Here is a 12,066-nt window from a genome sequence, read left to right as displayed (position 1 = left end):
TGATCCGCTGATCCCCAACCTTTGCCGGGAACGGGCAGGATCCCGGGTCGCGGAATGGGCGGCGCAGCAGCGCTAACGCTGGCACACGGCTTGACATGCTGTGGCCGTTGCGGATGAACTGGGTTCGCCGCGCGATGAAGCAGCCCGTTGGCGGAATCACTTTTCCCTGCCGTGGCATCCGCGCCAGGGCCGATTTGGCGGGCAGCAATTATCAAGAACACAATCGAAGACACGGTGCAGCTCAAGGCCGTGCGCGCCGGCGACGTGGTGACGGTCGGGGGCGTCCCCCTGCGCGTCAAGGCCGCCCAGCGGGACGACGCCGGCCTGGTGACCCTCAAACTCGAGAACGAACCGGCGCGCCCCATGACCATGGTGGGCGTACCGGACATGCGCGTCGTCCGCGCGACGGCGTCTTAACACGTGGTGATGGGGAGGACAGATTGGTCCTCCCGCAACCCGGCTCCGGACAGTACCCTGAGTGAGTGCTAATTTTCGAGGCCACGGAGTTAGTGGCGGCCAGCCCTGCATCCCTCCTGGGTGTGTTGACCGATGCGAGCAACCTTGAGGTGTGGGATTCCGGGATGGTGCACCGCGACGGCGACGTCCGGGACGGCTCGCACGTCACCGTCAGCAGCAGCGACGGCCAGCACCACTGCACCTTTACGGTCCAACTGGCAGCCGAAAGCGCGATGACCTGGTCCCACTCCCTCGGCTTCTTCCGTGCCACACGCACCTGGACCCTGACACCGGCCGACGGCGGCACCCTCCTGCTCGTCACCGATCAGTTCCGCGGCCCCCTGTCCGGGCAGCTCCGGCAACGGGTGCCCCTCGCCGGTTCTTCCGCGGACCTGGAACGTTACCTCCAGGCTGTGAAAGCCAGGGCCGAACTCCTCCAGCGGACCCCGGAGACCCGGTGAACGCTGCCCTGCTGCTTCGTCCAAGTACCACCCATGAAAGGAACACCATGTCTGTTGTGAAGATCAACGCCATCCACGTGCCCGAAGGCAAGGGCGCCGAGCTTGAGCAGCGCTTCGCCGCCCGGGCACACGCCGTCGACGGCCAGCCCGGATTCGAAGGCTTCCAGCTGCTCCGCCCGGTCAAGGGCGACGACCGCTACTTTGTGGTCACCACCTGGTCCACGGAAGAGGACTTCCAGAACTGGCGGACCGGCCAGGCTGGCGAGGTCCACGGCGGCGGCGACCGCTCCCCCGTGGCGACCGGCGCCGACCTCCTCGAATTCGAAGTCGTCGAACTCTGACTCCGGGGTCCACACGTATGGCGGCCGTTCCCGAAGCAGGGAGCGGCCGCCAGCTGTTTTCTGGGAAACGCCGCGCGACTGGGCTGACGCTGGCGGGCTAACGCTGGTTCCCGGCCTGCTCTGGTGGGTGCCCTGCCGCGTGCCTTCCATGCGCGCTGCGCGCTTCCGGTGCTGCATGACCGGCCCAGGTGGCCCATTCCTTCACGTTGATGGTGGGCCTTCCCAGCAAGTGGCCTTGCCCGGCGGCCACTGCCAGCCGGGTCAGGACGGCAAGCTCGGCGGGGGTTTCGATTCCCACTGCAGCCAGGGCCGCTCCTGTCCGGCGTCCGAATTCGACGAGGTCGGCCACCAGGTACTGACTGCTTGGGTCGGCGTCGATACCTGCGACCAGGCCGCGGCCGATTTTGATGACGTCGGGCCGAAGGGAACGGATGTGGCGCATTGAGGCAGCGTTCGTGCCGGCCTCATCCACCGCCAGCCCCATGCCGGATCTGCGCAGCGGCGTCAGAACGTCCAGCAGCGGGTCCAATTCGCCGGGCTGCAGCGGTTCGGTGAGTTCCAGCATGATCCGGGACAGTTCCAGAGGCGCGTGTTCCAGGAGTCCCGGCAACCGCGGATCCAGGCATACGGCCGGGGAGAGGTTCAGGGCCACAATGAGGTGGTGCGGCAGATCCTGCGCAGCGGCCACCGCCGTCTGCAGCGCTGAGAACTCCAAGTCCGCGCCCAGCCCGGCGGCGGCGGCATTCCTGAACCAGGAACCTGCACTCTGGCTGTCCTGCTCCCACACAAACCGCGTCAGGGCTTCTGCGCCGATGACACCGCCGCGGCCGAGGTCGTGGATGGGCTGGAAGGCCGTGACGAGCATGCCAGCGTGCAGAACCGCCTCGATGGCCGCGTGTCCGTTACCTTCGGCTTCGTTGTGCACGCCGGCGGGATCCGCAGGCTGTTTGCCGGCGGTGGGCCGCTTGCTGGCCTGCCGCGCCAGCGAGCGGGTGAAGACCAGGTGCTCGTGGAGTGCTGCCTCCGGGTTTCCGGGATGCGCTGCCACATGCTCCCGCAGCCGGTCCCGGGCTTCGGCGCCGTCAGGATCCGTGCCCGCCAGGACGGCGTCGATGATTTCGTAAGCCTGCTCCCGCATCAGCGGAACCTCTGAACCAGGCCGGTTGTCGCCTGGCCAACTGTCATCGGCGGGAAACGGGAAATCAACCAATGGCACTCCTCTGGGTTCCGGCCTGCCGGCCGAGGGCTGGGGTTCCCGGAGGCGGGTCATCTTCCCCCGTTGTGCCCCTGCAGGCATCATAAGGGCACGTCAACTGCCTTTACATATCTGTGAAAAGAATTTCGTGAAAGCGTAAAGAACAGTGCCAGCGCCCTAACCTGTTGCTGCCGGTGTCGTTAGCCAATGAGCTGCCGCCAGAACTCGTCCACGCGTGCATTCCAGACCTCCGGGATCTCCTGAAAGGGCTGGTGGGATTCCTCCGGCATCACCTCGAATTGCGCGCCCGGTATGCGGCGGGCAACGGCCTCACCCAGTTCCGGCCGGCTCATCGGGTCCACTCCGCCGGCGAGGACCAAGGTGGGCGCTTTGATCTGCCCCAACCGGCTTGCCGTCTCGTGGACCACGAACGCGTCCAGGAACTTCAGGAAGTCCCCGGTGGACTGCTGGTACGGGAATGCGAGCGCGTCATCGATGATTTGGCTGACCATTCCGCTGTTGTGAGCCCGGGGCGTATAGACCAGCAGGAAGAAGAACTCCAGGAAGGCGCGTTCGTCCGGTGCCAGCGTGGCCTGCCAGCGGATGGACCGGCAGAGCGTCTTCATGTACTCATCCATTGCGGGCCAGGTGCTCTGCAGCACCAGGCTTCGTACCAGCTCTGGATGCCGCAGTGTTAACTCCTGGGCGATGATGCTGCCGCCAGAGAACCCTGCCACATGCGCCGGAGAGACGCTGAGGCCCCGCAGCACTGCGGCCGCATCGTCCGCCATCGCCGCAACTGTGGGCTGCCCCTCCGGCATGGAAGTGCGCCCCGCACCCCGGTTATCAAACGCTGTCATCCGGTACCGGTTGGCCAGCCCGTCCAGCTGGAACTGCCAGGACTCAACAGTGTCCCCCAGCCCGCCGATCAGCAGCACATCCGGCCCCTCGCCGACCTGTTCCGTCCAGATGTCCAGGTCCCCGGCCTGTACATACCGCCCCATTACGGCACTCCTATCCCCTTCGGCCGCCGGCTGAACGGCATTCGTAATCTACTCTCCCCTGCGTGGGCCGCCTAGCCCGAAAACAGCACTGGCTAGACTGTGACCGTGCCGTCCACCCAGCCTTCGCCATCCGGTCCCGATCCGCGCAGGAGCCGGTTCGCCGAAAAGCTCCTGCCCGGTGGCACTGAGCCGGACCCGCGGTTCACCCTGGCCAACGAGCGCACGTTCCTGGCGTGGATCCGCACCTCGCTGGCACTCCTCGCCGGCGGCATTGCGGTGGAGGCCTTCACCACCGATATCTTCCCGGAGCCCGTCCGCCGCGGACTGGCCGTCCTGCTCCTTCTGCTGGGCATGCTGCTCAGCGCCGGCTCCGCCATTCGCTGGCTGCGGGTGGAGGCCAGCCTCCGCTCGAAGCGTCCCCTGCCGCTGCCCCTGATCGGCCCGCTGCTCGCCGCCGGCTGCGCCGTCGCAGCAGGCGTGGTGATCGCCGTCGTCGTTCTTGCCTGACCCATGCCCGAAAACCCGGCCACCGCTCCCCTGCCTGACGACGGTCCCCTCCATGGTGACCCGGGGCTCCAGCCCGAGCGCACCGCGCTCGCCTGGGGCCGGACGGTCCTGACGCTGATTGCCGCGAGTGCCATCTGCCTGCGGTGGATTCCGGAGCAGGGGCCGTTCGTGCTGGCCATGTTCGGCCTTACCGTCGCAGCGGGCACCGCCATTTATCTCACGCAGCGGCGGCGCTACCGGCGGAGCGCCGAGGGGATCAGGGAGGGGCGGCTGGCGCCAGGCATCGCTGCCATCCTGTGGACCGCCGGAGCGTGCTTTGCACTGGGAGCGATCGGGGTGTGGCTGGTGCTGTCCTAGGCTGTTTGGCTGACCGGACCGGGATTTCTGCACGCCCAATCACCGGGTGACCGTCTTCTCTTTGGTGATGACCGAGCCTATGGTCGCGAAGTACGACGGGATATCCGGCGCAACCACCTTTTGAGCCCCGAGGGTTACGGTGCCTTTAACAGCGACCGGCCGGCTCTTTGTACCTCTCGACGAGACAAAGCGGATGCCCTCTGACATGGATTTGGATTTTGCGGAAGTCGCGGTGGCCGGAGCGGTAGCCCGGAAGGACACGTTGACCGTCATCGGCAGAACTGCCGGGTTGTCGGAGTCGGCAAAGTCCGTGAATTCCATCGACATCTTTAGATGCCCCCTGGCCAGGGCGTCCCGGACACGCAGATCCAGGGCCTCCGCCTCCGCGAAACCATTAATTAGTGTTGTGAAAGTGCAGATATCAGTCTGCGTGACAGACACAACGCCCAGCTTCTCGGACGCCGCCGATCCGCGGACCGTGAAGACGCTGCCGAACATGCTGACCCTCGTCTGGATGCAGCCGTCCGTGCGGTCGAATTCCGCGGTCAGCCCCTCCCCTTTCGTGACGGTTTTCGTGGTGACCGGCCGCTCCGACGCGGTGCTTGGCGCAGCGGTGGCGAGCTGGACGCAGAGGGTTCCGGCCAGCGCCAGAACTCCGAGTGCTGTCTTCTTCATGGCACCTCTCCTGTCGTAGGGCCGCGACTTCACAAGCTCACAGGAGCGTACGCGCGCAAGGTTGGGAAAACAGTGGAACGTTGCCGTGGTGGCGCTCCGGCGCAGTACGGGCTGTTCTACACTCGAAGCCAGATGTACCGGGTGGACCCCAGTCGCCCGGAGTAAAATACTCCGCACCCTACGACGGGAGGCACGCCCCATGCGTCGCAACCGTGTTGTCATCGCTGTAGTCGCCGCTGTCCTCCTGGGCGCAGCCGGTCTCTGGGCCCTTTTCCTCGCGTTCGGCGGCGGGAATGGCACCGTTGCGCCGGAACCGACGACGACCCTCGCCACGCCACCGGCTCCCACCCAGACCGCCGTCCACGAGGGTGACGTGAGGATCGCTGCTGTCGGCGACATGAACGGCCCAAGGACGACCGATCCGGACAGCCCCTCCGGACGGAACGGTGCGGCCATCACCAAACTGGTGGAGAACAACGAGATTGACGCGTTCATGGGGCTCGGCGACTTCCAGTACGACACCGCGTACTGCAAGGACTATGTGGACTACTGGACGCCGCTTTGGGGTGGAACGAAACCCAAGTTGTACTGGGTGTCCGCACCCAACCATGACTGGGAACCCGGGCGGAACGAAGACCTCGATAACTTCATGAACGGCCAGTGCCCGGGCAACGCGGACAAGGCCGCCATCAACAAGGAGCGCGGGTTCATCAGGAACGGGAAACCGTACTCGAAGGACTTCGGGAACTGGCACTTCGCCTTCCTGTCGTCCGCGCACTGGCGGTACAACCAGGGAGAGGCCCGGGCGTTGACGAAGTGGCTGGATGACGACCTCGCCGCGGCGAAGGCGGCGGGTAAGCACCTGGCGGTCGTGTACCACGAGCCCTACTTCACGTCGAACACGAAGTCACATGAACGGGCCGCCGAGCACAAACCATGGATTGACGTGATGTGGAAGCACCGGGTGCGGCTCACCCTGTCCGGCTCACAGCACAATTACGAACGCTCATGCCCGGTGAACAACGAGGACAAGTGCGTCGAGGACGGCATGACGGCGTTCCAGGTTTCCACGGGAGGCATCGGTCTCCGGCCATTCACCAGCGATCCGCCGTACATCGAGAAGCGGTTCAGCGACACTCACGGCTTCCTCCGGATGACGCTCCGGCCCGACGGGTCCTTCGACTGGAGGTTCGTTCCGACGTCGGGCTCGCAAACGGACGAAGGTTCGCGTTCCGCTCCCTAGCAAGGCCCTACTTGGCGACGGTCCGCAAAACCTGCCGGGCCACCAACCGGTCGATTCCTGGCACGCGGGTCGCCCGGATGACCGCCCGCCGGACGAAGCGCTGGGTGCGGTTGGCGGGGAGGAATGTTGAGGCAGCCCGCCTCCCGGACGCCTGCGCTGTGGCGACCACCGGCCGCCAGCGCTGCTCGAACGCTTCGAGCGCCGGTGCGATGCCCTGCGGGGAGTCCACCGGGCCGAGGACTTGGCCAAGGAGCGTGGCCCCGGCAACCGCAAGTGATCCGCCCTGGCCGGCAAGGAGGGAAACCGCGCCGCAGGCATCGCCCACCAGCACCGCCTGCCCCTTATGCCAGGAAGGCATGACGATCTGGGCGACGACGTCGTCGTACGGATGCTCCGGACAGAGCTCCAGAAGCCTGTCCATGTGGGTTCCCAGATCGCTGAATTCGCGGCTGAGCCGTTCCTGGGTTGTCCGTATTCCGGCGTCCGGCAAAGGCCCGTCCCGGTAGACGAGGAATGCTGCCACCTCGTCGGCCCGGAGCCCGTAGATCCCGGCCGTCCGGCCGATGCTGTCGGTCAGCACGAACCGGTTCCGAAAGCGCTCATTGAGGCCGGCATCGGTGACCACGAACGCGGCGGCGCGCATGCCCAAGGGACGCAGGTAGGCACTTTCCGGGCCGAACACGCCGGCGCGGACCTCGGAGTGGATGCCGTCGGCCCCGATGAGGACGTCTCCGTCCAGCACGGTGTTCTCTGGGCCGCTGACCCACACATGCCCGCCGTCGTCATTGGTCCACGTGCGGGAAACGCGTGTGCCGTAGCGGACCCGGACGCGGCCCGGCGGGACGTCGTCGAGTGCGGCCAACGCGGCATGTTCCATGTCGGGGCGCATGAGCGTGAGGACCTTTCCGCCGGCAAGGCGGGAAAACTTCGCATAGTCCAGGCGTGCAGTGGGATGCCCGTCCACGTCCGCGTACTCGGCCGCCTCCACGCGGTACGCGGCCGCCGCCAGCCGCGGGTAGAGCCCAATCGCCTCTGCCGCCTCCACTCCGGGGCCAAAGAAATCCATCATGTAACCGTCCGGACGGGGTCCGTCCGACTTTTCCAGGACCACGACATCCCAGCCCGCAAGGCCCAATTGCCGGGCCACGACGAGCCCGGCGATGCCCGCCCCGACCACGATGGCCTTCATGGCCGGCCGCTACGCCCGGGGATGTCCACTGGACTCGCGGGGAATGAGGGTGGGCATGGACCTGCTCACCCGCGGCTCCTTGTCCGGATCGATGATGAGATCGATGGCGGTCCTGGCGATCTGGGCCAGCGGAACCCGGACCGAGGTCAGCGGGGTAGGAAGCCGGGACGCCAGGGGGATGTCGTTGTATCCGACCAGCGACAGGTCCCCTCCGATGCTCAGCCGGTAGCGGTGGGCAGCGGCCATGATGCCCATGGCGATGTTGTCGTTCGCGGCGAAAATCGCAGTGGGGCGTTCCGCGGCGTCTCCGCTCAGCAGCGACTCTCCGGCGGAGAAGCCGTTTTCGATGCCGTAGCCGGCGGCGAGGCTCCACTTTTCCGGCAGTTCAATGCCGGCTTCCTGCATGGCCCTCCGGGCGCCCGCCAAACGTGCATTCGCTGTGGACGTGAAAGACGGCCCCGTGACGACGGCGATGTCCCGGTGCCCGAGATCAATCAGGTGCCGCACGGCCAGGTAACCGCCGGTATCGTCGTCTCCCAGTGCGGACGGACTGACCCCGTCTGTGCGAAGCACTAGTACGTGGGCCACCCGGCGCTGGCGCAGGAGGCGGGGCAGCTCGTCATCCAGACGGGCGGTGGCCAGGATCAGACCGTCCACATTGCGGTCCAGCAGGGTTTCGGCGGCGCGCCGCTCGTCGTCCGGCTCGTCTCCGCTGGTGGCGACCATGGCAAAGTAGCCGCGGTCCGCGGCGGCGCGTTCCAGCTCTTCGAACATCAGGGCCATCACCGTGTCGCTCAGGCGCGGCACCAGGACGCCCAAGGTGCGTGTCTCGCCCCGGCGCAGGCTCGAGGCAAACGAGTTGCGGCGGTAGCCCAGTTCCTCCGCGACCTTGCGGACGTGCGCGGCGGCCGCGGACCTGGAAGCTGTGCCGCGTTCGTCGAGTGCGCGGCTGGCGGTGGAGATGCTCACTCCACTGGCCGCGGCAACGTCCTTAAGGGTGACGTTCGCGGCTGCGCCTGCGGGTTCCATAGCGATGCTCCTCTGCAGGGATTGTCCTGAAAGACACTCTATTTCCTCCCGGATGAAAACGTTCTCTTGACAGTGACCTGGACCACGTTGCAAACTTGAAAACGTTCCCGCAAACGTTTTCACAAACAGCGGGACTGCCGACCATCGAAGAAGACAAGAAGGTAGAAGAAATGACACTCGATCTCCGCGGCCTCAGCCCCGCTCCCGTCACCCCGTTCACCGAAGATGGCGCTGTCGACTTCGCTGCGATCCAGCGTCTGGGTTCGTGGCTCGGATCGATTGAGGGCGTGAAGAGCCTCGTCGTTCTGGGGCACGCCGGCGAAGGCACGTTCCTTACCGAAGAGGAGCAGCTGGACGTTATCCGCGCGTTCGTGGCGTCCACCGACGGCCGTGTACCGGTCGTGGCGGGCATCACGAAGGAGGGCAACAAGACCGCGGCCCTCGAGGCCAAGAAGGCCGTTGAGGCCGGCGCGTCAGCTGGTCTTGTCTACCCCTCGCACGGGTGGCTGCGCTTCGGCTACCAGAAGGGTGCCCCACAGTCGCGCTACCAGGAGATCTACGAAGAGTCCGGCCTGCCGCTGATCCTCTTCCAGTACCCCGACAACACCAAGGCCACCTACGACCTCGACACTCAGCTGGAGATCGCCGGCCAGGAGGGCGTCTTTGCCACGAAGAACGGTGTCCGGAACATGCGCCGGTGGTACACCGAGATCCCCGCGCTGCGCGCCGCGTACCCCGAGCTGCAGATACTGTCCTGCCATGACGAGTACCTGCTGCCGACCATGTTCGATGTCGACGGTCTGCTCGTCGGCTACGGCAACATCGCCCCCGAACTGCTCGTCGAACTGATCGAAGCCGGCAAAGCGCAGGACTACAAGCGTGCCCACGCAATTCATCAGCGGCTGCTGCCGGTGACCCAGAACGTTTACCACCGCGGGTCCCACATGGAGGGCACCGTCGCCTTGAAGTGGGGCCTCGTGAACCGCGGCATTCTGGACCACGCCACAGTGCGCACTCCGCTCCTGCCCCTGCCCGCGGGCGCCAACACCGAAATCGCGGAAGCCTTCGCCGCCGCAAACATCGGCAAGGTCTCCGCCACCGCTGCCGTCTGATCCCCGGCCCCACAGGGGCAACCAAGGATCCATACGGGTGGCGGGCACTGCCCGCCACCCGTAGCCAAAACTCTTTACACTCCACCCCGGTCAACGACGACCCCCAGCACCGTTGCTGTATAAGGAGGACTCGCCGATGCGCGAGCAGAATAAGACCATCACCCGCACAGGTCACAGGGAAGAACAGATGGCAACCCAGCAAGGAAACCAGCCCGCCGCCACCACACCAAAGCGCCGCACCTTCCTGGGCTACTTGGCCCTGATGGGCCCCGCCTTCGTCGTCGGCGCCTGGCAGTTCGGCCCCGGCAACCTCACCACCGCGGTGCAGGCCGGCAGCCGCTTCGACTACACCCTGGTCTGGGTCATCGCCGTCTCCACCATCCTGATGATCTTCTTCACCGACATGAGCGTCCGGCTCGGCATCGCCACACCGTCCTCCCTGATCACATCCATCAAGGAACACCTGGGCAGGCCGGTGGGCGTCCTGGCCGGGGTTGGCGTCTTTGGCATCACCCTGATGTTCTCCGTCGGCAACGCGGCCGGCTCGGGCCTGGGCCTGTCCCTGGTTTTCGGCGGATCACCTGTCCTCTGGACCGTAGCCTGCACAGCCGCCGTCGCCTTCGTCCTCGCGTTCCGGAACGTCTACGGCATCATCGAAAAAGCGCTCCTGGCCATCGTCGCACTCATGGCCGTCGCGTTCATCGCCAGCGCCGTCGTCGCCCAGCCGGACTGGTACCGTGCGCTTGAAGGAGCGGTTCCAACCCTGCCTGCCGGCAGCGAAATCCTCATCGTCGCCCTGGTGGGAACCAACTTCTCCATCAACGCCGCCTTCTACACCTCCTACGGCATCAAGGAGAACAAGCGCACCCGCGCCGACTACCGGGACATCACGCTCGTCGACACAATCCCGGGGATTGTCGCTCCCGGCATCATGACCGCCCTCGTGATCCTCGTTGCCGCCGCAGTCCTCGGCAAAACAGGTGGGGACGCCGCGTCCATCGGAGCCCTGGCTTCGGTCTTCGAACCCCTTGCCGGTCCCGTCGGGTCCATGCTCTTCGCCCTGGGCCTCTCCGGCGCGGCATTCTCCTCGATGATCGCCAATGCCACGGCGGGCGGCACCATGTTCTCCGACGCCATGGGCCGGGGTGCGAATGCAGGGTCGCCCGCTGCCCGCATCGTCACCGGCGTCATCCTTGCATTCGGGCTCGTCGTCACCCTCACGTTCCAGACGTCACCGGTCGGCCTGATCGTCATCGCGCAATCGCTGACCGTTCTCATCGCCCCGCTGCTCGGCGCCCTGCTGTTCATCATGAGCAACAAGGCAGCCGTCATGGGCGAACTCCGCAACAGCTGGTGGCAGAACCTGTTCGGAATCATTGGCATGGTGGCCATCGTGGCCTCATCCATCCGGCTCATCACCACCCTCATCGGATAGCTTCCGATCAGCTGCGAGTCGGCACTGCTCTTCAGCCGAGGCCTGCCGATTTACCAATAGGGGCCGCTTGGCTTCACCGAATTACCCAAAAGGGCCGCCTAGCTCGCTTGCTGGGCGGCCTTTTTTGGCGAAAGCGCGAGCGCCGGCCGGAAAGCGGACCGGAACCGCCGGGTGGTGAGCCTGTCGAAGCCTCGTGGCTGGTCGTTGCGAGTCGGCACTGCTCTTCAGACGAAGCCTGCCGATTTACCAATAAGGGCCGCTTGGCTTCACCGATTACCCAAAAGGGCCGCCTGACTTGCTTGCTGGGCGGCCTTTTGTGGCGAAAGGACGAGCGCCAGCCTGGCGGGGCTGATTTCGGCAAGCTCAACCACCAGACGGCACCTCAATCACCGAGATTTCAGGACCGCGTCGCGTGGCCGAGGATATGCGCCACGGGAGGGGTCAGGGCCTGGACGGAGAAGCCGAACCGCTGGTTGTCCTGGATGGTGAATCCGGCCTCAATGATGGAGCCGAGGGTGTCCCGGTTAAGGTGGCATCCTCCGGCAATGCGCCGCCATGCCGGGGTGAGAAGGTCTTCCACGGCGGCCAGGACGGGGCGCTCGGAGCGGACATGCTCGTAGTAGGCAAGGGTCCCGCCCGGGCGCAGGACGCGCCGGATCTCCGCGAGGGCGGCAGCCTGGTCAGCGACGCTGCACAGCACAAGGCTGGCGACGACGGCATCCGCGCTGCCGTCGTCGGCCGGGATACGCTCGGCCGCGGCAGGCAACACCGTCACCGGCACGGCGGCCGTGGCGGCGCGGTCCAGGGCGAGACTTCTGAGGTAATCGTCGGGCTCGAGGGCCAGGACGCGGGTGACTGCCGACGGGTAGAGCGCAAAGGCCGATCCGTCACCGGCGCCGACCTCAATGACCGTCCCGTGCAGGCCGGCCAGCACGCGGCGGCGGTTTTCCGTGGCGCCGCGGCGGTTCATCTGCCCGACCGCGCGCGCGTACGCGCGGGCGAAGCGCGGGTGCTGGAGCCGCTTCAGCGCATCGCTGCCGTTCCCTGGACCGTCCATGCCGT

14 protein-coding genes are annotated in these 12,066 nt (G+C 66.2%); 8 read left to right on the top strand and 6 right to left on the bottom strand.

Annotated features, from left to right (window positions below; all coding sequences use genetic code 11):
* Positions 1-147: 147 nt before the first annotated feature.
* The 3 genes from BWQ92_RS15070 (at position 148) to BWQ92_RS15060 (ending at position 1,258) form a co-directional block, all read left to right on the top strand.
* On the top strand, positions 148-417 hold the full coding sequence (locus BWQ92_RS15070) for a hypothetical protein (RefSeq protein ID WP_076800757.1): 270 nt from the start codon (positions 148-150) through the stop codon (positions 415-417).
* A gap of 65 nt (positions 418-482) precedes the next feature.
* Positions 483-917, top strand: a complete 435-nt coding sequence (locus BWQ92_RS15065) for an SRPBCC family protein (RefSeq protein ID WP_083706324.1) — start codon at positions 483-485, stop codon at positions 915-917.
* Between the two features lie 47 nt (positions 918-964).
* Positions 965-1,258 (top strand): antibiotic biosynthesis monooxygenase family protein, encoded by a 294-nt coding sequence (locus BWQ92_RS15060; protein ID WP_076800753.1) that lies wholly within the window; start codon positions 965-967, stop codon positions 1,256-1,258.
* Positions 1,259-1,355: 97 nt separating this feature from the next.
* Here BWQ92_RS15060 and BWQ92_RS15055 read toward each other — a convergent pair whose 3' ends face one another.
* Together BWQ92_RS15055 and BWQ92_RS15050 are read right to left on the bottom strand one after the other, a co-directional pair.
* On the bottom strand, positions 1,356-2,396 hold the full coding sequence (locus tag BWQ92_RS15055) for an EAL domain-containing protein (RefSeq protein ID WP_076803749.1): 1,041 nt from the start codon (positions 2,394-2,396) through the stop codon (positions 1,356-1,358).
* A gap of 257 nt (positions 2,397-2,653) precedes the next feature.
* Positions 2,654-3,457, bottom strand: coding sequence for an alpha/beta fold hydrolase (locus BWQ92_RS15050; protein ID WP_076800751.1), 804 nt, complete (start codon positions 3,455-3,457; stop codon positions 2,654-2,656).
* 105 nt (positions 3,458-3,562) lie between these two features.
* On the opposite strand from BWQ92_RS15050, the gene BWQ92_RS15045 reads away from it, so the two are divergent.
* Entirely contained in the window at positions 3,563-3,964 is a 402-nt protein-coding gene (locus tag BWQ92_RS15045; protein WP_076803748.1) for a YidH family protein, read from the top strand.
* Positions 3,965-3,967: 3 nt separating this feature from the next.
* Complete coding sequence (locus BWQ92_RS15040; RefSeq protein WP_076800750.1) at positions 3,968-4,321, top strand: DUF202 domain-containing protein; 354 nt, start codon at positions 3,968-3,970, stop codon at positions 4,319-4,321.
* Positions 4,322-4,360: 39 nt separating this feature from the next.
* Here BWQ92_RS15040 and BWQ92_RS15035 read toward each other — a convergent pair whose 3' ends face one another.
* Positions 4,361-4,996: a hypothetical protein gene (locus BWQ92_RS15035; protein WP_076800748.1), complete on the bottom strand. Its 636-nt coding sequence runs from the start codon at positions 4,994-4,996 to the stop codon at positions 4,361-4,363.
* A gap of 199 nt (positions 4,997-5,195) precedes the next feature.
* Here BWQ92_RS15035 and BWQ92_RS15030 point away from each other — a divergent pair, with 199 nt between their 5' ends.
* Positions 5,196-6,239: a hypothetical protein gene (locus tag BWQ92_RS15030; protein ID WP_076800746.1), complete on the top strand. Its 1,044-nt coding sequence runs from the start codon at positions 5,196-5,198 to the stop codon at positions 6,237-6,239.
* Between the two features lie 7 nt (positions 6,240-6,246).
* On the opposite strand, the gene BWQ92_RS15025 is transcribed toward BWQ92_RS15030, so the two are convergent.
* A complete protein-coding gene (locus BWQ92_RS15025) occupies positions 6,247-7,428 on the bottom strand; it encodes an FAD-dependent monooxygenase (RefSeq protein WP_076800744.1) in 1,182 nt (393 codons plus the stop codon).
* Positions 7,429-7,437: 9 nt separating this feature from the next.
* Positions 7,438-8,457: a LacI family DNA-binding transcriptional regulator gene (locus BWQ92_RS15020; protein WP_076800742.1), complete on the bottom strand. Its 1,020-nt coding sequence runs from the start codon at positions 8,455-8,457 to the stop codon at positions 7,438-7,440.
* Positions 8,458-8,627: 170 nt separating this feature from the next.
* Between BWQ92_RS15020 and BWQ92_RS15015 the strand changes: the two genes are divergently transcribed.
* Complete coding sequence (locus BWQ92_RS15015) at positions 8,628-9,569, top strand: dihydrodipicolinate synthase family protein (RefSeq protein ID WP_076800740.1); 942 nt, start codon at positions 8,628-8,630, stop codon at positions 9,567-9,569.
* Between the two features lie 136 nt (positions 9,570-9,705).
* Complete coding sequence (locus BWQ92_RS15010; protein WP_216639947.1) at positions 9,706-11,004, top strand: Nramp family divalent metal transporter; 1,299 nt, start codon at positions 9,706-9,708, stop codon at positions 11,002-11,004.
* 397 nt (positions 11,005-11,401) lie between these two features.
* Here BWQ92_RS15010 and BWQ92_RS15005 read toward each other — a convergent pair whose 3' ends face one another.
* A complete protein-coding gene (locus BWQ92_RS15005) occupies positions 11,402-12,061 on the bottom strand; it encodes a class I SAM-dependent methyltransferase (RefSeq protein ID WP_076803746.1) in 660 nt (219 codons plus the stop codon).
* Positions 12,062-12,066 lie beyond the last annotated feature (5 nt).

The organism is Arthrobacter sp. QXT-31 (assembly GCF_001969265.1).
GTDB lineage: Bacteria > Actinomycetota > Actinomycetes > Actinomycetales > Micrococcaceae > Arthrobacter.
The sequence above is the reverse complement of the archived record's forward strand: the minus strand, read 5'-3'. Positions and strand labels throughout refer to the sequence as shown.